This window comes from Variovorax beijingensis, from assembly GCF_007828835.1.
GTDB classification, from domain to species: Bacteria; Pseudomonadota; Gammaproteobacteria; order Burkholderiales; family Burkholderiaceae_C; genus Variovorax; species Variovorax beijingensis_A.
The window spans coordinates 52,522-73,253 of record NZ_VIVL01000012.1 but is presented as its reverse complement, the minus strand read 5'-3'; the positions used below and the strand labels follow the sequence as shown (position 1 = coordinate 73,253).

At 68.8% G+C, this 20,732-nt stretch carries 21 protein-coding genes; 7 read left to right on the top strand and 14 right to left on the bottom strand.

The annotated features are described in order from the left end of the window. Positions 1-4 precede the first annotated feature (4 nt). The 9 genes from FB547_RS27465 to nac all read right to left on the bottom strand — a co-directional run bounded on the left by FB547_RS27465 (position 5) and on the right by nac (position 7,720). Positions 5-706, bottom strand: a complete 702-nt coding sequence (locus FB547_RS27465; RefSeq protein WP_145746801.1) for an amino acid ABC transporter permease — start codon at positions 704-706, stop codon at positions 5-7. Positions 707-737: 31 nt separating this feature from the next. Then, positions 738-1,490, bottom strand: a complete 753-nt coding sequence (locus FB547_RS27460) for an SDR family oxidoreductase (RefSeq protein ID WP_145746800.1) — start codon at positions 1,488-1,490, stop codon at positions 738-740. Positions 1,491-1,663: 173 nt separating this feature from the next. Then, positions 1,664-2,428 (bottom strand): LamB/YcsF family protein, encoded by a 765-nt coding sequence (locus tag FB547_RS27455; protein WP_145746799.1) that lies wholly within the window; start codon positions 2,426-2,428, stop codon positions 1,664-1,666. 23 nt (positions 2,429-2,451) lie between these two features. Further along, positions 2,452-2,847, bottom strand: a complete 396-nt coding sequence (locus FB547_RS27450; protein ID WP_145746798.1) for an acetyl-CoA carboxylase biotin carboxyl carrier protein — start codon at positions 2,845-2,847, stop codon at positions 2,452-2,454. 329 nt (positions 2,848-3,176) lie between these two features. Continuing rightward, entirely contained in the window at positions 3,177-4,172 is a 996-nt protein-coding gene (locus FB547_RS27445; protein WP_145746797.1) for a biotin-dependent carboxyltransferase family protein, read from the bottom strand. Then, positions 4,169-4,837: a 5-oxoprolinase subunit PxpB gene (gene pxpB / locus FB547_RS27440; RefSeq protein WP_145746796.1), complete on the bottom strand. Its 669-nt coding sequence runs from the start codon at positions 4,835-4,837 to the stop codon at positions 4,169-4,171. Before pxpB ends, FB547_RS27445 begins: the two co-directional genes overlap by 4 nt. Continuing rightward, complete coding sequence (accC, locus tag FB547_RS27435) at positions 4,834-6,186, bottom strand: acetyl-CoA carboxylase biotin carboxylase subunit (RefSeq protein WP_145746795.1); 1,353 nt, start codon at positions 6,184-6,186, stop codon at positions 4,834-4,836. Before accC ends, pxpB begins: the two co-directional genes overlap by 4 nt. 13 nt (positions 6,187-6,199) lie before the next feature. Next, positions 6,200-6,634 (bottom strand): acetyl-CoA carboxylase biotin carboxyl carrier protein, encoded by a 435-nt coding sequence (locus FB547_RS27430; protein WP_145746794.1) that lies wholly within the window; start codon positions 6,632-6,634, stop codon positions 6,200-6,202. 147 nt (positions 6,635-6,781) lie between these two features. Beyond that, a complete protein-coding gene (gene nac, locus FB547_RS27425) occupies positions 6,782-7,720 on the bottom strand; it encodes a nitrogen assimilation transcriptional regulator NAC (protein WP_021004122.1) in 939 nt (312 codons plus the stop codon). Between the two features lie 162 nt (positions 7,721-7,882). On the opposite strand from nac, the gene FB547_RS27420 reads away from it, so the two are divergent. Both FB547_RS27420 and FB547_RS27415 read left to right on the top strand, forming a co-directional pair. Continuing rightward, positions 7,883-9,091 (top strand): aspartate transaminase, encoded by a 1,209-nt coding sequence (locus FB547_RS27420; protein WP_145746793.1) that lies wholly within the window; start codon positions 7,883-7,885, stop codon positions 9,089-9,091. Positions 9,092-9,123: 32 nt separating this feature from the next. Further along, on the top strand, positions 9,124-9,795 hold the full coding sequence (locus FB547_RS27415; protein WP_145746792.1) for an RraA family protein: 672 nt from the start codon (positions 9,124-9,126) through the stop codon (positions 9,793-9,795). Positions 9,796-9,885: 90 nt separating this feature from the next. On the opposite strand, the gene FB547_RS27410 is transcribed toward FB547_RS27415, so the two are convergent. The 5 genes from FB547_RS27410 to FB547_RS27390 are packed head-to-tail and all read right to left on the bottom strand — an operon-like array spanning position 9,886 to position 14,588. Then, positions 9,886-10,572 carry an antibiotic biosynthesis monooxygenase family protein gene (locus tag FB547_RS27410; protein ID WP_261380413.1) on the bottom strand — a complete coding sequence of 229 codons (687 nt, stop codon included), beginning with the start codon at positions 10,570-10,572 and terminating at the stop codon, positions 9,886-9,888. Beyond that, on the bottom strand, positions 10,569-11,543 hold the full coding sequence (locus FB547_RS27405; protein WP_145746791.1) for a Bug family tripartite tricarboxylate transporter substrate binding protein: 975 nt from the start codon (positions 11,541-11,543) through the stop codon (positions 10,569-10,571). Before FB547_RS27405 ends, FB547_RS27410 begins: the two co-directional genes overlap by 4 nt. A 54-nt stretch (positions 11,544-11,597) precedes the next feature. After that, on the bottom strand, positions 11,598-12,554 hold the full coding sequence (locus tag FB547_RS27400; RefSeq protein WP_145746790.1) for a Bug family tripartite tricarboxylate transporter substrate binding protein: 957 nt from the start codon (positions 12,552-12,554) through the stop codon (positions 11,598-11,600). Then, positions 12,547-13,923: an amidase gene (locus tag FB547_RS27395; protein ID WP_145746789.1), complete on the bottom strand. Its 1,377-nt coding sequence runs from the start codon at positions 13,921-13,923 to the stop codon at positions 12,547-12,549. The genes FB547_RS27400 and FB547_RS27395 overlap by 8 nt, the downstream gene beginning before the upstream one ends. Further along, positions 13,920-14,588, bottom strand: a complete 669-nt coding sequence (locus FB547_RS27390) for an RraA family protein (protein ID WP_145746788.1) — start codon at positions 14,586-14,588, stop codon at positions 13,920-13,922. Before FB547_RS27390 ends, FB547_RS27395 begins: the two co-directional genes overlap by 4 nt. A gap of 74 nt (positions 14,589-14,662) precedes the next feature. Here FB547_RS27390 and FB547_RS27385 point away from each other — a divergent pair, with 74 nt between their 5' ends. From FB547_RS27385 to FB547_RS27365, 5 genes are all read left to right on the top strand, one after another. Then, a complete protein-coding gene (locus FB547_RS27385; protein WP_145746787.1) occupies positions 14,663-15,616 on the top strand; it encodes a LysR family transcriptional regulator in 954 nt (317 codons plus the stop codon). 127 nt (positions 15,617-15,743) lie between these two features. After that, entirely contained in the window at positions 15,744-16,718 is a 975-nt protein-coding gene (locus tag FB547_RS27380; protein ID WP_145746786.1) for a Bug family tripartite tricarboxylate transporter substrate binding protein, read from the top strand. Between the two features lie 2 nt (positions 16,719-16,720). Continuing rightward, on the top strand, positions 16,721-17,782 hold the full coding sequence (locus FB547_RS27375) for an Ldh family oxidoreductase (protein ID WP_145746785.1): 1,062 nt from the start codon (positions 16,721-16,723) through the stop codon (positions 17,780-17,782). Between the two features lie 38 nt (positions 17,783-17,820). Continuing rightward, positions 17,821-18,711 carry a LysR family transcriptional regulator gene (locus FB547_RS27370; protein ID WP_145746784.1) on the top strand — a complete coding sequence of 297 codons (891 nt, stop codon included), beginning with the start codon at positions 17,821-17,823 and terminating at the stop codon, positions 18,709-18,711. Between the two features lie 160 nt (positions 18,712-18,871). After that, positions 18,872-20,710: a CocE/NonD family hydrolase gene (locus FB547_RS27365; protein ID WP_145746783.1), complete on the top strand. Its 1,839-nt coding sequence runs from the start codon at positions 18,872-18,874 to the stop codon at positions 20,708-20,710. Positions 20,711-20,732 lie beyond the last annotated feature (22 nt).

Below are 20,732 nucleotides of genomic sequence, written 5' to 3'. Positions count from 1 at the left end.
CTTCTTACCTCGCTCCGACGATGCGGTAGCGCCGCGACAGCCAGCCGCCCACGGCCATGATGAGCAGCGAGCACACGAGGTACAGCACCGTCGCCATGCTGTAGGCCTCGAAGGTGCGAAAGCTCTGGCTCTCGATCTCCTTCACCGCATGGGTCAGCTCGGCCACGCCGATGGCCATGGCCAGGCTGCTGTTCTTGAACAGCGACACGCTGTGGTTCACGAGTGCCGGCACCGCGTTGCGGATGGCCTGCGGCAGCATCACGTGGCGCATCGAACCGATGTAGCCATGGCCGAGCGCGCGTGCGGCCTCGGCCTGCCCGGCCGGGATCGAGCGCAGGCCCGAGCGCATGTCCTCGCTGAAATAGGCCGCCTGGCAGAGCCCGAGCGCGATGATCGAGAGAATCGTCTCGGCGTTGTGCACCGACAGCCAGCCCTGCAGCGCATCGGGCAGCAGGCTGAAGATGCCGAAGTACCAGAGCATGAGCTGCACCAGTGTCGGCACGTTGCGGTGATAGGAGACATAGCCAGCCACCACGCGTTCGGCCAGCCGGCTCGGCGTGAGGCGCACGACCAGCAGGACGACCGCCATGGCCATGGCCAGCAGCCAGGAGCCGGCCGCGATCTTCAGCGTCTCCTGCAGGCCGTGCAGCAGCATCGCACCGAACTCCGGCTTCAGCAGGATTGCCAGCAGGTCGAAGTCCTTCATGTACTGCTCCTTGACGTGGCGTGTGGGACGCTCAGGCCCGCGGCGCTTCCGGCCGCGCGGTCGAGAGCCCGCCGGGCACCTGCAGCGTGGGCGTGATTTCCATGTGGCCCACGTTGACCGCGATGGGCGCCGCAATCGCGAAGGCGATGGCGTTCGCGATGTCTTCGGCCTGCGGCAGCTCGTAGCCTTCGACGAAGCGCTTGTGGGTCTCTTCGGAATCGCCGTGCACGTGCGCGAAGATGTCGGTGGCCACGCGCCCCGGGCAGATCTCGGTCACCCGCACGCGCTTGCCGAAGACGTCGATGCGCAGTTGGCGTGACAGCATGCTCACGGCCGCCTTGGTCGCGTGGTAGGTGCTGTTGCCGCCGAAGTTGTAGGCCGCGGCAATGGAGCTGATGTTGACCACGTGGCCCCGGTCTCGCGCGGCCATGCCGGGCACCACGAGGCGGCACAGGTGCAGCACGGCGCGCAGGTTCACGTCGACCAGCAGGTCGATGCCCTCGGCGTCGGCCTTGAGGATGGAGCCGGGGCGGTCCACGCCGGCGTTGTTGACCAGCACGTCGAACTCGACCTCCTGCGTGAGGCGGGTGATGCAGGCGAGGTCGCTCACGTCGATGGCGTGCGGGATGCAGCCGGTGCGCGCGGCCAGCTCGGCCAGCTTGTCGGCGCTGCGCGCCAGCGCGTGGACTTTCAGGCCCTCCTTGCTCAGGCGTTCGACGACGGCGGCGCCGATGCCCGAGGAGGCCCCCGTCACCAGTGCGGTCTTGTAGTCAGAGAACGGCATCTTCGTTTCTTTCGTTGGAACTGGAGATCACTGCTTTGCTTTGAATTCACTGTATCGAGCGCTTCTTCGCGGCGCCAAGACGGATTGGCTGTGGAGCGATAAGCCGCCCTTATGTTGCCCCGTGGGCGTGCGCATGACCTAGGGTAAGCACCATGTCCGGGCTCCGGGACCTGCTAGCCCGACTGCCTCGAAATGGGCACCACGCGCCCCGCCCGCTCGACCACGCCGCGCACCGCACGGGCCAGTTCCACCGCGCCGGGCGTGTCGCCGTGCAGCAGGATCGAATGTGCGCGCATCGGGATCTTCCTGCCGCTGTAGCTGGTGACCGTGCCCTCCTCCAGCAGCTGGCGCACCCGCGCCAGCACCGCGCCCTGGTCGTGGATCACAGAACCAGGCAGCTTGCGCGGCACCAGCAGGCCATCGTCGCCGCAGGCGCGGTCGGCCAGGAAGGTGGTGCGCACGCGCAGGCCGCAGCGCGCGGCAGCGTCCTCGATGGCGCGGCTCGCGGAAGTGCTGACGATGAGCCTCGGATCGAAATCCGCCACCGCGCGCACCAGCGGCTCGGCGAGCGCGGCGTCGGCGGCGGCCATGTTGCCGAGCGCGCCGTGAAAGCTCATGTGCGTCATGCGGTGGCCGGCGGTGCGCGCCATGCCGTCCAGCGCGCTCAGCTGGTAGAGGACGTAGGCGACGAGTTCCTTCGGCTCGATCTGCATCGGCCGGCGGCCGAACCCGAGCAGGTCGGGAAAGCCCACGTGCGCCCCCACATCGACGCCCCGCGCACGCGCCATGCGCACGGTGCGGTCCATGATGACCGGATCGCCCGCATGGAAGCCGCAGGCCACGTTGGCGGAAGAGACGATGTCCAGCAGCGCGTCGTCCTCGCCCATGCGCCAGGGGCCGAAGCCTTCGCCGAGGTCTGCGTTCAGGTCGATGTCCATGGGGGGTCCTTCTCTCTCGTTCGTCAGAGGGGGTGCAGGTCGACCAGCGGCGCGCCGTAGCCGACCGCGAGGCCGTCGGCCACGTGGATACCGTCGACGATGCCGGCCTGCGGCGCGGTCACGGGCAGCAGCAGCGGGCCGATCTTCAGCAGGCCGACGGCCTGGCCGGCGTCCACGCGCTGGCCGATGCGCACCAGCGGCGCGGCGGCCTGCGGATGGCTGTGCAGGAACACACCGACCGAGGGGGCGTGGATCGACAAGGGCTCTGGTTCGGCTTCTTCTGCCGACAACTCCACAATGTCATCGCCTTGCCGTTCGAGGCGCAGCGTGCCCTGCGGCGTGCGCAGCTCGAGCAAGCCGATGCCGGTGCCGGCCAGCCAAGCGGCCAGCTGTGGGGTACGCAGTGCGGTGTCCTGCATGTCAGTTTCTTCCGGGGCGCGTGCACAGGACACCGGGTACTCCCCTCCGCGAATGTCCCCCGGGGGCTGCGCCCCCTCCTCCTTTATTTCGCTGCGGGGAGCACCCGATGCCCTGTGCACGATGGACGCGGTCGCTGCGCTGGCCGATCAACGACTGCCGTGCATAACGATCACGTCGATGGGGTGCCTTGCGCAGCGAAATAAAGGAGGAGGCCGCAGGCCGGGGGACATTCGCGGAGCAAGGTACCCCGTCGGCGGGATCGCGCCCTGAATGGCGCCGTGAACCGCGCGCTTGACAGACAAGAAGAAGCGGAACCAGAGGTTTCATCTCAGTGCCTTCCCGCAGCCACTGGCGCACCGCGGTGCAGTTCCACCATGCGCGCCACCTTGTCGAGCCAGGCGCGCACTTCGTCGAGCGCGGCCAGCGCTTCGTCCCAGGTGGTTTCGATGAAGCGCACGCGGCTGCCGATCGGCGCCTGGCCGAGGCGCCACATGTCGGCCTCGATCACGGTGCCGAACTTGGGGTAGCCGCCCGAGGGCTGGGCATCGCGCATCTGGATGATCGGTTGCCCGCTGTGCGGCACCTGGATCACGCCCGGCACGATGCCGTGCGAGCGCAGCTCCATCGGCGCGATGGGGCGCAGCGCTTCGCCCTCCAGGCGGTAGCCGTAACGGTCGCTCTGGGAGGTGATCTTCCATTCACCGGCCCAGAAGGCGGCGCGCGATGCCGGTTCGAACCCCAGATACTCCGCCGCCGGCAGCACGCGCACCGCCGCGACGCCGCCGTGCTGCAGCGGCAGCATGAGCGCGGGCGGCACCAGGCCGAAGCCGGTCTTGCATACGGCACCCGCAGCGCCGGCATGCAGCACGTCGCCCCGGCGCAGCGCACGGCCTTCGTAGCCGCCGAACGCGCCGCGCAGTTGCGTGCTGCGCGAGCCCAGCACCTCGGGCACGTCGACCCCGCCGGCCAGGCACAGCATGGCGCGGCTGCCGCGCTGCGCGCCGCCTTGCGGCAGGCCCAGTGTCAGCACCTGCCCGGCCCGCGCCTGGTGAACCCACCAGGGCAGCAGCGGCTGGTCGTCCAGCCGCGCCGCGCAATCGGCGCCGGTCAGCGCGAAGGCGCAGTCCTCGCCGAAACGCACCTTGAAGGGAAACACCGGGACTTCGATACCGGCCGCATCGAGCGCATTGCCCAGCAGAAGGTTGCCGGCCGCGAGCGCCAGGTTGTCCATGGCGCCCGAGGTGCCGACGCCCCAGCGCAGGCTGCCGGTGCGCCCCAGGTCCTGCACGGTGGCGAGCGCGGCCGAGGAAAGCACTTCGATCATCGAACGATGCCCTCCACGCGAAAACGGATCATGTCGCCCGGCCGCAGCGCCGCGGGCGGGTCCTGCGCGGGATCGAAGAAGGACATCGAGGTGCTGCCGATGGTGTTCCAGCCGCTGGGTCCGGTCGAGGCCGACACGCCGGTCTGCGCGCCGCCGATCGACACCGCGCCGCCCGGAATGCTCAGCACCGGCACCTTGCGGCGCGGCGTGGCAAGGCGCGCGTCCATGCCGCCCAGGTAGCAGTAGCCCGGATGGCTGCCGAGCGCGTACACCGGGTAGAGCGGCGCGCTGTGCAGCTCGACGATCTGCTCGACGCTCAGGCCCGTGTGCGCCACCACGTCGGCCATGTGCGGGCCGCCCGCGCCGCCATAGACCACGGGCAGCTCGACCACCCGGCCTTCCCGCGGCAGCGCGACAGCCGCCTCCCACGCATCGCGCAGGCGCGCCTCCAGGGCTTCGAGCGCGCCGAGGCCGCGCGGCGGGCGCAGGAAGGTCAGCATCAGGTTGTTCATGCCCGGCACGGCTTCGCGAATCTCGGGCCAGGCCTGGGTCTCGTGCGCCAGCGCCCAGATGCGCTGCTGCGAGGTCAGGTTCATCTCGCCCGGCGCTTCGAAGATCAGCGCGGTCGTGCCCAGCAGGCTGATCGATGGCCGTTGCGCGATCACGCGGCGCTCCTTTGCTGGAGCCAGCGCTCGAGGTGGTGGATGTCCACGCCGCCGGCGGCAAAGCCCTCGTCGCGCAGCAGCTCGCGGTGCAGGGGCACGTTGGTCGCGATGCCGTCGATGCGCATCTCCGCGAGCGCGAGGCGCATGCGGTCGAGCGCATCGTTGCGCGTGCTGCCGTGCACGATCAGCTTGGCGATCATCGAGTCGTAGTAAGGCGGCACGCGGTAGCCGGCGTTGGCATGCGAATCGACACGCACGCCGAAGCCGCCCGGCACCTGCCAGCCGGTGATGCGCCCCGGAGACGGCGCGAAGGTGTCGGGGTTCTCGGCGTTGATGCGGCACTCGATCGCATGGCCCTGGCACCGCACCTCGCGCTGCGCCAGCGAAAGGCGCTCGCCGCGCGCCATGCGCAGTTGCTGCTGCACGATGTCGATGCCCGCGGTCATCTCGGTCACCGGGTGCTCGACCTGCAGGCGGGTGTTCATCTCGATGAAATAGAAGGCCCCCTTCTCGTAGAGGAACTCGAAGGTGCCGACGCCGCAGTAGCCGATCTGCCGGCAGGCGGCCGCGCAGCGCTCGCCCACCTCGGCCATCAGCGCATCGTCGATGCCGGGCGCTGGCGCCTCCTCGATCACCTTCTGGTGGCGGCGCTGCAGCGAGCAGTCGCGGCTGCCCAGCCAGACGGCGTTGCCGTGGCTGTCGGCCAGCACCTGGATCTCGACATGGCGCGGATGCAGCAGGAACTTCTCGATATAGACCTCGGGGTTGCCGAAGGCCTGGCGCGCTTCCTCGCGCGTGAGCGCCATCGCATCGAGCAGCGCGGCTTCGCCCTGCACCACGCGCATGCCGCGCCCACCGCCGCCGCCCGCGGCCTTGACGATCACCGGGTAGCCGATTTCCCGCGCGAGCGCCAGGACGGCGGCCGGATCTTCCGGCAGGCCTTCGTCGGGCCCCGGCACGCAGGGCACGCCGGCCTTGCGCATCGCGCGCTTGGCCGAGACCTTGTCGCCCATGGTGCGGATGCAGGCGGCGCTCGGGCCGATGAAGACCAGGCCAGCCTGCTCGACGCGCGCGGCAAAGCCCGCGTTCTCCGACAGGAAGCCGTAGCCCGGGTGAATGGCCTGGGCACCGCTGACTTCGGCGGCAAACAGGAGGGCGGAGGGGTTCAGGTAGCTCTGCCCCGGCGCGGACGGCCCGATGCACAGCGCCTGGTCGGCCTGGGCGACATAGTTGGCTTCGCTGTCGGCCTCGGAATGCGCGACCACGGTCCGCAGGCCCAGGCCGCGGCAGGCGCGCAGGATGCGCAAGGCGATTTCGCCGCGGTTGGCAATGAGGACGGTATCGAACATCGCGCGGCCTTCCTCAGCCGAAGCGGAACAGGGGCTGGCCTGCGTCCACTTCCTGGCCCGAACGCACCAGCACGGCCTGCACGATGGCGGCAGCGTCGGCGCGGACTTCGTTGAACATCTTCATGGCCTCGATCACGCAGAGCATCTGGCCGGCCTCGACGGCCTGCCCCGGCTGCACGAAGGGCGGCTCGCCCGGCGCGGGCTGCAGGTGCACCACGCCGTAGAGCGGTGCGAGGCATTCGGCTGCGGCGGCTGCCGGCAGAGCCGGTTCTGCGGACACCGCGGCGGGCGCCTTGCGCGCAGCAGCCGGGCGCCGCACGGCGGGCACACCCTTCAATGCCGATTGCTTCACCAGCCGCAGCGTGCTGCCGTCTTCGCTGTACTCCAGCTCCGCGAGGTCCGAGGCCGCGAGTGCGTCGATGAGCGTCTTGATCTGTTCCTGCTTCATGCCGAGCCTGCCTGTGGCGACAGAACATCCTTGGTGGCCGACGCATTCCGCGAACGCGTGACGGCAGGCATGAAAGGTAACGGGCCGCGGGCACAAAGCCCAAGACGGAATGGCTGTGCCGGGATAAGGCCGGCTTATGACGGCACGTTACGACAGCGCGGCCAGCTCGGGTTCGGGCGTGGCCGCGAAGGTGCCTGCGAGGTCGACCACGAGTTCGAGCAGGATGCTCTTCACCGCCTGTGCCGGTTCCGAGAGCGGCAGGTGGTCCGACTGGCACAGCGCCAGCGGCGCCTCGATGACCGGGTCGACGATCTGGAACTGCCAGGCCCCGCAGGACGCCACCACTTCGCGCGCCATCGACGCCGGCAGGATGGTGGCGCCCAGCCCGTCGGCAATGGCCGCCGTCAGCGTGAAGGCCGATTCGATCTCGGCCACCACGCGGGGCACCATGCCCGCGCGCACGAAGGCCGCGTCGACCAGCTTGCGCACCACGTTGTAGGGGCGCGGCAGGAAGAGCTCGATGTCGCGCAGGTCGGCCAGCTTCACCGGTTGCGCGGGCGCCGGCATGGCGCGCGGGCCGACCAGGAACAGCGGCTCCTTGAGCAGCGGCAGGAACGAGAGGCCGTGGATCGCCTTGTCGCCGTAGAGCACGGCCAGGTCCATGCGGCCGTTCATGATGAGCTCGCTCAGCGTGGTGCCGTAGTTCTCGTTCAGGTAGAGCAGGATGCCGGGGTGGCGCGCACGCACGGTGCGCAGCAGCGGCAGCGAGAGCGCAGAAGCCGCCGTCCCGGGCGCAAGACCCACCGACACCTGGCCCGACAGTCCTTCGCCGGCCGCTTCCATGTCCACGCGGGCCTGCTCGCACTGGCGCAGGATGATCTGTGCATGCCGGTACAGCACCTTGCCGGCCTCGGTGGGCGTGACGCCGCGCTTGGTGCGCACGAGCAGTTGCTGGCGCACCTCGCCCTCGAGCGTGGCCAGTTGCTGGCTCAGCGCCGGCTGGGCAATGAAAAGAACTTCGGCCGCCTGCGTCAGGCTGCCGATGTCCACGATCTTCACGAAATATTTGAGGCGTCGCAGGTTCACGCCGTGTCCCCAAGCAAAAGCCGAGCCTAGCACCGCCCCCGCGCAGCGGCCATCGGGACCCACCATAAGCTGCGCCTATACAACCAGTGCAATCTCGTCTTGGCCTCGCGGGATCGATGTGCGTACCGTTCGGTCCATGCCATCCCCAACCCAGGAAGACAAGTGACGCCCTCCCGCATTGCCGCCCGCGTGCGGCGCATCAAGCCCTCGCCCAGCACCTCCGCCGCCGACCGCGCCAACGAGCTGCGCCGCCAGGGCAGGTCGATCGTGAACCTCGTGGTGGGCGAGCCCGACTTCGACACGCCGCCCCACATCCGGCAGGCCGCCGCCACCGCCATCGAGCAAGGCGCGACGCGCTACACCCTGATGGCCGGCACGGTGGAACTGCGCCAGGCCATCGCCGCCAAGCTCGAACGCGAGAACGGCCTGCGCTACGCGATGAACGAGATCATCGCCACCAGCGGCGCCAAGAGCGCGATCTACAACGCCTTCGCCGTCACGCTGGAGCCGGGCGACGAGGTGATCATTCCCGCGCCCTACTGGGTGTCGTACCCCGACATGGTGCTGGCCTGCGAAGGTACGCCGGTCACCGTGGCCTGCCCCGAGAGCGACGGCTTCAAGCTGACGCCCGCGCAGCTCGACGCCGCGATCACGCCGCGCACGCGCTGGCTGCTGATCAACTCGCCCAGCAACCCGACCGGCGCCAGCTACACCGCCGACGAATACCGTGCGCTGGCCGAGGTGCTGCAGCGCCATCCGCAGGTGATGGTGATGACCGACGACATCTACGAGCACATCCGCTTCGACGGCCAGCCGACGCCGCACCTGCTCGCGGTGGCGCCCGCGCTGCGCGAGCGCACGCTGGTGGTCAACGGCGTCTCCAAGACCTATGCAATGACGGGCTGGCGCATCGGCTACGCGGTTGGTCCGGCCGACCTGGTCAAGGCGATGGACACGCTGTTGTCGCAGTCCACCGGCAACTGCTGCTCGGTGAGCCAGGCCGCCGCCGCGGCCGCCATGAATGGCGACCAGGGCTTCGTGGCCGAGAGCGTGGCGATCTACAAGCAGCGCCGCGACCGCACCCTGGCGCTCGTCAACGCCATCCCCGGCCTGCGCTGCACCCCGCCGCCCGGCGCCTTCTACCTCTACATCCACTGCGGCGGCCTGATCGGCAAGACCACGCCCCAGGGCAAGCGCCTGGCCGAAGACGGCGACGTGGTGATGTACCTGCTCGAGAGCGAAGGCGTGGCCGTGGTCGCGGGCACCGCCTACGGGCTGTCGCCCTACTTTCGTCTCTCCATCGCCACCGCCATCGAGACGCTGGAAGAAGGCTGCACGCGCATCGCGCGGGCCGTGGCCGCCCTGCGCTGAAGCGCCCACCGGAACTCCCGAGGAGAACACCCATGCCCTACAAAGCCATCCGCAAGAACCCGTCGGCCGCGCCGGTCGCTCCCAAGATCCTCACAGCACTGCGCGAGATCCCGGTCGCGGCCCTGAGCGACAACATGCACCGCAACATCGGCAGCACCGGCCTGCATCCCTACCACCGCCCCGCTGCCCGAACCATGGCGGGCACCGCCGTCACGGCGCGCTCGCGCGGGGGCGACAACCTCACGTATCTTCGCGCGCTCGAATTCTGCCGGCCCGGCGACGTGCTGGTGATCGATGCCGGCGGCGACCTCAACAACGCGGTGGTCGGCGGCATCCTCTCGTTCTACGCCGCGCACATCGGCACCGTAGGCGTGGTGATCGACGGCGCGATCCGCGACGTGGCCGAGATCCGGGCGCGCGAGTTCCCGGTCTATGCGCGAGGCGTCACCCATCGCGGCCCCTACAAGGACGGCCCTGGCGAGATCAACGTGCCGGTGTCGGTCGGCGGGATGGTCGTCAATCCCGGCGACATCGTGGTCGGCGACCAGGACGGCCTGATGGCTTTCGCGCCAGACGAGGCCGAGTTGCTGATCGAGAAGGCGCACGCGCACCTCGCGACGGAAGCGGAAACCATCCGCGCGATGAAGGAGGGCCGATGGGACCGCGCCTTCATCGACGCGCTCGAGGCGCGCTGCGCCAATTGAAGCCTGGATGAGCAAGGGCGATGACCATCACCTGCCGCAAAGCCGGGAGACGCGAGCGCCTTCGCGACGGACCCCACGCTGGGGGTCGTCTTACGCGCCGATATCCATGCGATACCGGAAAACTCGCGCGTCGATGAGTTCTCCATACTTCTCCACTGACGCTCCCAGTCGGGCAATGATCTTCCCGGCTGCGGCCTCGCTCGTGCACTCGATGAGCACGTAGCAGTCCTCACTGCCCACGTAGCCAGAATCCGCCGTCACCGGCCTGGAAAGGCCGGCATCGGCTTCGACAAAGTGGACCGAAGCCGTGCCGGGTTGATCAAGCACGCTCAGAACGCTCGCCAGCGCCGGCATCATGGCCGGATCGCCGGAAGGTCGCAGCCGTATCAATGCGACTGCAACGCCTCGCGCGACCCCTGCGCTGTGCACCAGGTGTCCGACCACACGCGTCGGCGCGATGAATCGGGAAATGTGGTGATTCGACCACTCGGTCTGGTTCGCCAGGGCCGCCTTGTAGGGCGCACCGTCCAGCACATCGAAGCTGGTGGTGTTGTAGATCTGCAGGTAGCGGGTTGGTGTGCCCACAGATTCATACCGTCTCGCCTCGAGAAAGCCGGGAATCGCCACTCTCTCGGCCAGGTGCTCGCGGTCGAACCACTCGTTGAAGTCGGCCTCCTCCTCCGGGAGCACTTCCATCGATGAAATCAGGATGCCTTCGCCAGCAAAGACCATGTCGGTTCTCTCTTTCGGATGATGATGTGGGTCGGTGCGGATCAATCGATCCTGATGTTCGATTCGACGATCACCTTCTCCCACTTGAGGCGGTCCCGCTTGATCGTTTCGGCCAATCGCTGCGGCGAGCCGCCTTCGAGCTCCATTCCCATTTCAAGCAGCTTGTTCTTCACCTCCGGGTCCTTCAGGATGTCGTTCACGTTCCTGTTCAGCAGTGCAATGACAGCGTCGGGCGTCCGGGCGGGTGCCAGCAGTGCGAACCAGTGCAGCAGTTCGAAGTTGGCAAAGCCCTTGGTCTCGGAGACTGCGGGCAATCCGGGATAGGCGGGCGAACGCTTCGCCGTGGTGACTGCGAGCGCCTTCATCCGGCCGGCCTTGGCCATCGGCATCGACTCCGGACCTATGGCCATCATCACAGACACCTGGCCGGACATCAGATCCTGAAGCGCGGGCGCTCCACCCTTGTAGGGCACATGCGTCATGTCGATGGACGCCGCGCGCTTGTACAGCTCCATGCCCAGATGGCTGGGGTTGCCGGCGCCGCTGGAAGCGTAGTTGATCGGTGTCGTCGAAGACCGCGCGAACGCCGTGAGCTCGTCGAACGAATTGACCGGCAGCGAAGGATGAACCATGACCACGCTGGGAAGGGTCACGGCCATGACGATCGGCGCGAGGTCCTTTTCCGGGTCGTAGGCGAGGCGTCCCTTGTAGAGGGTCGGATTGACCGAAAGCCCCGCGGTGGAGGCCAGCAGGATCGTGTAGCCGTCCGGGCTCGCCTTGGCGACGAAGCTGGTCGCGATCTGTTCGGTGGCACCCGGCTTGTTCTCGACGACGACGGGCTGCTTGAGCCGCTGCGACAGCTGCTGCCCGATCAACCGGGACACCGTGTCGGATGCACCGCCCGGCGGATAGGGAACCACGATGCGGATGGGCTTGTCCGGGTAGTCCCCAGCGCACGCCCACCCTGCCATCGACAGCGAGAGGGCGCACGCAGCACGTATCAAGGCGATCTTCATATCAGCATCCAATCAAGAGAGTGAGAAATTCGTCGTCCGGACCGCCCTGCAAGATCACTGGGGCGTGATCTTCGCGGCCTTCACCAGGCGGGCGTAGCTGTCCGCGTCCTTGCGCATGAACTCCCGGAAGGCCTCGGGCGAGTCCCCGACCGGAATGAGGGAGGTCTCCTCGAGCTGCCTGCGCAACTCGCCGCGCAGCGCGGTCTTGATCGCGGCGTTGAGCCTGTCGATCACGGCCCGGGGTGTCCCGGCCGGCGCGGCAATGCCGGTCCAGGTGACGACCTCGAAGTCGGGCAGCCCTGCTTCCTTCATCGTGGGAACGTCCGGCAGCAGCGGCGAGCGCTGGCGGCTGGTGATGGCCAGCGCGCGCAGCTTGCCGCTCCTGGCGTAGGGCAAGGCTGTCGGCGAGGTGTCGAACAGCATGTCGATCTGCCCGCCCATCAGATCCACGAGCGCCGGCGCGCCTCCCTTGTACGGAACGTGCAGGAGCTCCACGCCGGCCTGCTGCATGAAGATCTCGGTGGAGAAATGCTGGGCGGAACCGACGCTGGCGCTGCCGAAGCTCAACTTCCCCGGGCGTGCCTTGGCCAGCGCGATCAGCTCGCTGACGCTGTGAACGGGCGACTGGTGGCCCACGACCAGGATGTTGGGCTGATCGACGATCCGCATGATGGGCGCAAAGGCCTGCAGCGGATCGAAGGGCGGATTGGCATACAGGAACTGGTTGGCGGCAAAGACACCGGCGCTGCCGACCAGCAGCGTGTAGCCGTCCGGCGGCGCCTTGGCGACGTAGGCGGCGCCCACGTTGCCGGAGGCGCCGGGCTTGTTGTCGACCACGAAGGGCTGCTTCAGCGCATCCTGCAGGCTCTTGCCGACCAGGCGCGCGACCAGATCCACGCTGCCGCCCGGGGGGAACGGGACAATCAGGCGCACCGGCTTGTGCGGGTAGTCCTGGGCCGCCGCGCACGGGACGGCGAATGCCAGCAGGACGGCGGCCAGCTTGCTAAGCATTGCGCACCTCCGGCGGCGGATTTCGGGACGGATGCAGTGCACCGGCGACTTCGGCAGCGACACCCAGCAGTGCGTGATCGCCACCCGCCCGCCCGACCAGTTGCAGCCCGATGGGCCGTGCGTCGTCGTCCTCACCCGCGGGAAGCGAGATACCGCACAGCGCGAGCAGGTTGACCGGGCGGGTGAAATGGACCGGCGCCACGTTGTGGTCGACGTCCTCGAGGCGCGGCGCGGTCATCGCCGTGACAGGCATGGCGATGGCACACAGCCCGAGCCTGTCCATCTCGCCGGCGAACGCCTGCTGCCAGCGCGACGCAGTGGCCTGAGCCTGCAGGTACTGCACGGCCGTGGTCGCGCGGGCGGCGAGGAGCCGCGATCGCACCGACGGATCCATCGGCGCGTCCGGGTCGTCCAGGAACCTGTCGTTCACCGAGGCGCCTTCGGCGATCATGATGGCGTTGGTGGGTTCCTTGAACGCCGCCAGCGGCACCGGAAACCGGAACGGCACCAGACTGAAACCCGCCTGCGCGAGCCTTTGCAGGCTCTGCGCATGGCATCGCGCGACGGCCGGCGCGAGTGGCGCGAGTTCGTCCGCCTCCAGGACGCCGATCCGCCGGCGGGCGTCCAGGCCCGAACCGGGCGCACCGACGAACGCCTCGAAGCACAACCGGGCATCCTGCACCGACGCGGCAATGAGGCCCACGCTGTCCAGGCTCTCGCTGAGCGGATAGACGCCCTCGCGCGGCAGCGCATCGATGGTCGGCTTGAAGCCCACGATGCCGCAGAAGGCCGCGGGTACGCGAACCGAGCCGCCGGTGTCGGAGCCGATCGCCCATGGCACCAGGTGGGCTGCCACGGCCACGGCCGATCCGCTGCTGGAGCCGCCTGCCACCAGCGTGTCCGTGGCGCGGCCCGCTGGATTGCGTGGCGTGTCCATGTGGGTGTTGGTGCCCCAGGCGCCCAGCGCGAACTGCACCATGTGGGTCTTGCCGATGATGACGCCGCCGGCCTCGGCAATGCGCCGAACGATGGCTGCGTCCCGCTGCGCGATGTGGGCCGACAGCAGCGGCGATCCCGCCGTCGTGGGCTTGCCTTGGATGTCCACCAGGTCCTTCAGTGCCAACGGAATGCCGTGCAGCGGGCCGCGGTCGTGGCCTGCGCGGAGCTCCTCGTCGGCGAGGGCCGCCGCAGCCAGGGCCTCTTCTTCGTAGACCGCCAGGAAGCTCTTGAAGACGGCGTCGTGCGCCGCGATGCGGCGAAGACACTCCCGCGTGAGGATCACCGAACTGGTCTCTCCGGTTCGCAAGGCACGCGACAGTTCCGCCATCGGCGCGAAGGCGGGCGGCCTGGTCTGATGGGAGCCCGTCATGCCTCTGCCTCCTGGAAAACAAGGCGCGTGTCCAGCACGTCGGAATAGGACTCGCCGGCGCGCAGCCGTGACAGCGTCTGCTGCTCCGCCTGTTGCAGCCCGATCGCCTTCCGGGCCAAGGCCCACGCCTCGTCGGGCGGCATCACCAGAACGCCGTTCTCGTCGGCCAGCACGGCATCGCCGGGATGCACGCGCACGCCCCCGCAGTCCACTGGCCGGCAGAAGCTGCCCGACTGCCCGCCGGTGCGGGTGGTGCGGGCGCTCAGGCCGCGGGCCCACACCGGCACGCCGAGCTCGCGCAGCTCCGCAATGTCCGTGACGCAGCCATCGACCACCACGCCTGCGACACCGCGAAGGCGCGCCGCCAGCATGCTGGCGCCTCCCATGCACGCGATCGTCTCGTCGCCTGCGCGGTCGACGAACAGGAAATCGCCGGTCCGCAGCTGCCCCAGCGCGTGATGCAGGATGGATCCGTCCGAGCCCTCGCAACGCACGGTGACGGCGGTGCCGACGCTGCGCGCCACCGCCGTCATGGCCCGGATCCGCCCATGCAGGAAGCCGCGATCATGAAAATGGCCGATGGTGGCCGGCTCGGCCTCCTTCAGCAGGGCCAGCAGTTGCAGCGCGCAAGGCAGTGGCAACGCTCCTCGTTCGATGGCAGTCATTTCGGATATCGTCGTTGTGAATGACGGCAATCGTAGGCAGCCGGTCCCGGCACCGATACTGATCAATTCTCACGATGGTTGATACAAGTTCCTTATCAACGAGGTTCACCCTCCACCAGCTGGAAGCCTTCGTATGGACCGCGCGTCTCGGCACGGTGCATGCGGCGGCCCGCCACCTGCATCTCACCCAGCCCGCGATCTCGCACCGCATTCGCGACCTGGAGGAGGAACTGGGCATCCAGCTGTTCGAACGCCAGAGCCAGCGCCTGCTGGTGACAGAACTGGGCCGCAATGTGCTGGTCTACGCGGAGCGTGTGCTGGCGTCGGCGCAGGACATGGCGCGGCTCGATCTGCGGCGCACCATCACCGGCCTGGTGCGCATGGGGGTGGACGAGTCCTGCGCGATCATCGGGATGCCGCAGATCCTCAAGGACATCAAGGACAGCTATCCGGCGCTTCGCGTGGACCTGACGGTGGGCGGAGGCGCCCAGCTGCTTCAGAAGATCAACAACCACGAGCTGGACATGGCGCTGCACACGGGGCAAAGCAGCCAGCCCGACGTGACAAGCCAGTTCATTGGCCTGACCGAACACCAGTGGGTGGCGGCCCACGACCTGATGATGCCCGAGGGAGACTTTCTGCCGGCCCACGCCCTGAACCACCGTATCGTCTGCAATGCGCCGCCATCGACCCTGCATGAATCGGCATCGCGCTGGCTGGCCTCGGACGGCTATTCATTCGAGGAGTACAGCAGTTGCAACTCGCTCTCCCTCATGGTGGCGCTGGTCGCCTCCGGCCATGCGATTGCCATGCTGCCCGCATCGATCACACGCCGGCAGGTCGCCGACAAAGCCCTGCAGGTTCTGCGCGCCAAGCCGGAGGTGCCGAACGTGCCCTACTACTTCTCGTACCTGGCGCACCACCGCAGCGACACGACGGCACGCATCCTGGACATCGTGCTGCGCAACCTGCAGGACGCCGGGTTCTTCCGCGCTGGCGGACCGTCCCGGGACGGCAACCGCGTCTGAAGGTGCGGGACTTTCGATTCAACAAGCGTATCAATCCATCCCACATTTGGATTGGACGCGCCATGCGCGCGATGCTGCAATGCCTGCACGGCGGACCTCGATCCGCCGATCAAGACAGGAGACAGGCATGGCACATCGCCGACAAATATTGCGGATGCTGGGCGCCGGCACCTTCGCCGCGGCCGGCCTGGCACGCGCCGAAGCGTGGCCCAGCCGGGCGCTGCGCATCATCGTGCCCAACGCACCCGGCGGCACATCCGACATCATCTCGCGCCTTCTGAGCAAGCCGCTCGGCGATGCCCTGGGAGTGCCCGTCGTGGTGGAGAACCGCGGCGGCGCCGGCGGCAACATCGGCGCTGCGGCCGTGGCCAGCGCCACCGACCAGCACACCGTGCTGCTGTGCGATCTCGGCGGGCTTGCGATCGGCCCGGCGATCTACAAGGACATGGCCTACGACCTCGACCGCGACCTGCAGGGCATCGCGATGCTCGCGCAGTCGCCGCACCTGCTGGTGGTGCATCCGTCGGTGCCGGCCGCCAATCTCGAGGAACTGGTGGCGCTGTCGAAGCGCACGCCGATCAACGTCGCGCTGGCGGGCCAGGGCACGCCCAATCATCTTGCCACCGTGCAGCTGGCGCAGGCCACCGGCGTGCGATGGCAGCACGTGCCCTACAAGGGCGGTGCTCCTGCGGTCGCCGATACGGCGGCCAACGTCACGCAGGCCGTGCTCAACGGGATGCTTGCCACCCTGCCGCTGGTGCAGGCGGGCAGGCTCAAGGCCATCGGCGTGTCGGGCAAGTCCCGCTCCCCACTGCTGCCGAACGTGCCTACGCTCGCTGAACAGGGTGCGGTTGATTTCGAGTCCGGCACCTGGCAGGGCGTGACGGCGCCGTCGAGGCTCCCGAAGGATCATGTGGTGCGGCTCAACGCGGAGCTGGTGCGCATCGTGCAGCTGCCCGCGTTGCGCGAGCAGCTGCGCAATGCGGGCGTCGAGGTGGTCACCATGTCGCCGCAGGAAACCACCCAGTTCATCGCACGCGACCGCGCCCGCTGGGCGGCGGTGGTGCGCAAGTCCGGCAACACGATAGAAGGCGCTTCCTGAACATGGCCGTCGAATCCACGCAGCTCGCTTGTTTCGCGACACAGCTTTTCATGGCCGCCGGCATGGAGGAGGACAAGGCCGCCTGCGTCGCGCGCCTGCTGGTGCTCACCGACTGCATGGGCCGGCGAACGCACGGCCTCGCGATGGCGCCGCTTTACCTTGCCGACATTGCCAAGGGCGGCATGGCGCTGAGCGGTGCACCCGAGGTCGTGAAGGACACCGGCGCCACGGTGGTCTGGGACGGCAACTACCTGCCCGGCCTCTGGCTGATGGACCGTGCCATCGCCATGGCGATGGAGCGCGCGGCCGATCTGGGCGTGGTGACCGTTGCGATCCGCCGCAGCCACCACATCGGCTGCCTGGCGGCGCTGGTGAAGACGGCGGCGGACCAGGGCTTCGTGGCCATCGTGCAAAACTCCGAGCCCGCAGCCCGGCGCGTCGCGCCCTACGGCGGCGTCGAGCCGCTCTTCACGCCGAACCCGATGGCCATTGGCTACCCGGCCGGCGAGCATCCTGTGCTGGTCGACATGTGCGCGTCGATCACCACCACCTCGATGACGCGGCAGAAGCACGCCGCAGGCGAACAGTTCGAACATCCGTGGCTGCTCGACGGCCATGGCAACCCGACGCGCGACCCTGCGGTGCTGGAACACGCCGAGCCGCGCGGTTCGCTGCAGTTGGTGGGCGGCAGCGAATACGGCCACAAGGGCTTCGGTCTCGCGCTCATGATCGAAGCGCTGTCCCAGGGGCTCTCCGGCCACGGCCGCGCCGACCGGCCGGGCCGCTGGGGCGGCAACGTGTTCCTGCAGATCCTGGCGCCCGATTTCTTCGCCGGTGCCGAGGCCTTCTCGCGGCAGACCGGATTCTTCGCGGACGCTTGCCGCGCCAACCGCCCGGCGCGGGCCGGCCAGCCCGTTCGCCTGCCTGGCGACCAGGCCGCGCTGGCGATCGAACGCGCGCAGGTCCACGGCCTGGACTACGACGCGGCCACCTGGGCGGCGTTGCGCGGATGCGCCGAGCGGCTGGATGTGGCGATGCCGACATCGGACGCCATGGCCGCCTGAGCCGGCACTTGCCCGCTCGGCGGGCATACGATCGCGTGATGTTCCAGCTCAGCCAGATCCGGTGCTTCGTGATCGTCGCCAACGAGTTGCACTTCGGCCGTGCGGCGGCGCGCCTGCACATGACGCAGCCGCCGCTCAGCCGCCAGATCCAGCAGCTGGAGGCCGCGCTCGGCGTGCCTCTGCTCGAGCGCAACCAACGCAATGTGCGGCTCACGCCTGCCGGCAAGGCCTTCCTGCCCGAGGCCACCTACCTGCTGGAGGCGAGCCAGACCGCGGCATCGGTGGCGCGCCGCGCCGCCAGCGGCGAAGCCGGCAGCATTTCGCTGGGCTACGTGGCCGGCGCGAGCTTCGTGTTGCTGCCGCGCATCGTCGCTGCGGCGCGGATGCAGCTTCCGGGGCTGGACGTGGTGCTGCGCGACATGAGCACCGTCGAGCAATATGAGGCCCTGCGTTCCGGCCGCCTGGACGTCGGCATCGTGCGCGCGCCGGCAGACCATGCCGACCTGCGCAGCGCGAGCGTGGTCCGCGAGCCTTTCGTTGCGGCCGTGCCCGTCGGCCATCCGCTGGCCGCGCGTCGCAGGCTCGCGATGGCCGACCTGCACGGCCAGGACCTCGTGATGTACGAGCCCGGCCAGGGCGGCAGCATGTACGAGCTGCTCACGGCCGCCTTCCATGCGGCGCACGTGGCGCCGCGCTATGTGCAGTACGTGCGGCAGACCTACTGCGTGATGGGACTGGTCAGCAGCGGCATCGGCATTGCCCTGGTGCAGGCCTCCGCCGCGGGGCTGCGCGTGCCCGGCGTGGTGGCGCGTCCGATCGCCTTGCCTGCCGATACCGTGTCGGAGATGCATCTTGCGTGGCGCGCGGCGGACGAGAACGGCAACCCCGCCGTCGAGCGATTCCGCCAGCTGGTTCTGAGATCCAGGTAAGTTGTTCGGTCGGCGCGAGGGAGCATGGCTTCCATCCATAGGTCCAACCTATGGATCGATCGGGATTTCGCATTTTTCAACGCGAGCGCGCATTCCCAGAATGACAGGACGGTGACAGCGCCGTCCATCTCCATCTGCCTTCAGGAAAGCACCTCGCCCCATGTCGGACCGCGATCGCACGCCAGGCGCCTGGCACCTGCCGCCCAGCGCCTACCTCGCCAGCCGCAAGGCCCCCTTCGGCCTGCCCGAGAAGCCGGAGTCCCTCTACGTCACTATGCGCGACGGCTGCCGCCTCGCGCTCGACTATTACCTGCCTCAGGCCTGCCATGGCGCGCAGCCACCCGCACGCCTGCCCACCATCGTCATCTTCACGCCCTATTACCGGCGCTTTGTGACCATCGACCCCACGGTGGAGGCCAGCCCCAACTGCGGCCGCTACCGCGACTTCTTCGTGCCGCATGGCTACGCCGTGGTGGTGGTGGACGTGCGGGGCACCGGCGCGAGCTTTGGCACGCGCGACGCGCTGCGCTCGCCGAAGGAGCGCGACGACTACCACGAGATCGCCGAATGGATCGTACAGCAGCCCTGGAGCGACGGGCGCATCGGCTCGACCGGCATTTCGTACCTGGGCGCAGCGGCGGTATTCCTCGCGAGCACGCGGCACCCCGCCGTCAGAGCCATCGCACCGCTGTTCGCCGTGACCGACATCTATACCGACCAGCTCTACGTGGGCGGCGTGCTCTCGACCATCTGGACCGGGCGCTACGACGAACTCATGGTCGCGCTCGACCAGGACGACCGCCCTGCCCTTGCCAAGTTCGCGTACTACGGCAATCCGCTGTTCGCGGGGCCGCAGCCGGTGGACGCCGATGCCGATGGCCACCTGCTGGCCCAGGCGCTGCACCAGCACCGCAGCAACTGCCGGCTGAACGACATGGCCCGCGAGCTTCCGTTCCGGCACGATGCAACGCTGCACGACCCCGCATTGACGCTGGACGTGTGCAGCCCGGGCCACTATGCGCGCCAGATCCCCGAGGAGGTGGCGATCTACTCCGTCTCGGGCTGGTATGACGGTGCCGGCTACAGCAACTCGGCGATCACGCGCTTCCTGACACTGCCCAGGCACCCGCACCGCCTGCTGCTCGGCCCCTGGGACCACGGCGCTCGCAGCAACGTCTCGCCCTGGCGCGAGCAAACCGGCTCGGACTTTCCGCTGCTGGCCGAAGTGCTGCGCTTCTTCGACCATCACCTGCGCGGCATCGACACCGGGCTCGACAGGGAGCAGCCGGTGCATTACTTCACCCTCCACGACGAGAAGTGGCAGGCCGCCGATGCCTGGCCGCCGATCGCGGGAACCCGCCGCGTCCATCCCGATGCGGATGGCGTGCTGGCACTGCATGCGCCCGCCGCCCCGGGCCGCGACCCCTACCAAGTCGACTTCGCCGTCTCGACCGGCCGCCAGACGCGGCTGGAACGGCTGGGCGCCGTCGGCATCGAGCACTACTACCCCGACTGGACCGAGCGCCAGGCGCAGTACCTGCACTACACCAGCGCACCGCTGTCCGCGCCGGCCGAACTGACGGGCCACGTGAGCGCGAGCCTGCTGCTCGCATCGTCGGAGACCGACGCGGCCGTCTACGTCTATCTGAGCGAGGTGCTGGCCGACGGCAACTGCCGCTACGTCACCGAAGGCCTGCTGCGCGCCCTGCACCGCGAAGGCCTGTCGCATTCGCCGGATTACGTGGCGAGCTGGCCCGTGAACACCTGTGACCGTGCGTCGGCCCGCCTGCTCGTACCCCACGAGCCCGCGCGCCTGGACTTCGCGCTGCTGCCGGTGTCGTGGACCTTTGCCGCGGGAAGCCGCATACGCCTGTCCATCGGCGGCAGCGACGAAGGCCACGGCCCGCAGGTGCCGCACGGGCGGCCGCCGCGGCTGGAAATCCTTCGCGGCGCTGGCGCCAGCTGGTTCGATCTTCCGCTGCGCGGCGCGCTGCGCTAGCACCACCCTCCCCCGTCCTTCA

Excerpts from the sequence above, each read along its gene's own strand:
- FB547_RS27465 (WP_145746801.1), bottom strand. The coding sequence starts at position 706 with ATGAAGGACTTCGACCTGCTGGCAATCCTGCTGAAGCCGGAGTTCGGT.
- FB547_RS27460 (WP_145746800.1), bottom strand. The coding sequence starts at position 1,490 with ATGCCGTTCTCTGACTACAAGACCGCACTGGTGACGGGGGCCTCCTCG.
- FB547_RS27455 (WP_145746799.1), bottom strand. The coding sequence starts at position 2,428 with ATGGACATCGACCTGAACGCAGACCTCGGCGAAGGCTTCGGCCCCTGG.
- FB547_RS27450 (WP_145746798.1), bottom strand. The coding sequence starts at position 2,847 with ATGCAGGACACCGCACTGCGTACCCCACAGCTGGCCGCTTGGCTGGCC.
- FB547_RS27445 (WP_145746797.1), bottom strand. The coding sequence starts at position 4,172 with ATGATCGAAGTGCTTTCCTCGGCCGCGCTCGCCACCGTGCAGGACCTG.
- accC (WP_145746795.1), bottom strand. The coding sequence starts at position 6,186 with ATGTTCGATACCGTCCTCATTGCCAACCGCGGCGAAATCGCCTTGCGC.
- FB547_RS27430 (WP_145746794.1), bottom strand. The coding sequence starts at position 6,634 with ATGAAGCAGGAACAGATCAAGACGCTCATCGACGCACTCGCGGCCTCG.
- FB547_RS27415 (WP_145746792.1), top strand. The coding sequence starts at position 9,124 with ATGCCCTACAAAGCCATCCGCAAGAACCCGTCGGCCGCGCCGGTCGCT.
- FB547_RS27405 (WP_145746791.1), bottom strand. The coding sequence starts at position 11,543 with ATGAAGATCGCCTTGATACGTGCTGCGTGCGCCCTCTCGCTGTCGATG.
- FB547_RS27400 (WP_145746790.1), bottom strand. The coding sequence starts at position 12,554 with ATGCTTAGCAAGCTGGCCGCCGTCCTGCTGGCATTCGCCGTCCCGTGC.
- FB547_RS27395 (WP_145746789.1), bottom strand. The coding sequence starts at position 13,923 with ATGACGGGCTCCCATCAGACCAGGCCGCCCGCCTTCGCGCCGATGGCG.
- FB547_RS27390 (WP_145746788.1), bottom strand. The coding sequence starts at position 14,588 with ATGACTGCCATCGAACGAGGAGCGTTGCCACTGCCTTGCGCGCTGCAA.
- FB547_RS27385 (WP_145746787.1), top strand. The coding sequence starts at position 14,663 with ATGGTTGATACAAGTTCCTTATCAACGAGGTTCACCCTCCACCAGCTG.
- FB547_RS27380 (WP_145746786.1), top strand. The coding sequence starts at position 15,744 with ATGGCACATCGCCGACAAATATTGCGGATGCTGGGCGCCGGCACCTTC.
- FB547_RS27375 (WP_145746785.1), top strand. The coding sequence starts at position 16,721 with ATGGCCGTCGAATCCACGCAGCTCGCTTGTTTCGCGACACAGCTTTTC.
- FB547_RS27370 (WP_145746784.1), top strand. The coding sequence starts at position 17,821 with ATGTTCCAGCTCAGCCAGATCCGGTGCTTCGTGATCGTCGCCAACGAG.
- FB547_RS27365 (WP_145746783.1), top strand. The coding sequence starts at position 18,872 with ATGTCGGACCGCGATCGCACGCCAGGCGCCTGGCACCTGCCGCCCAGC.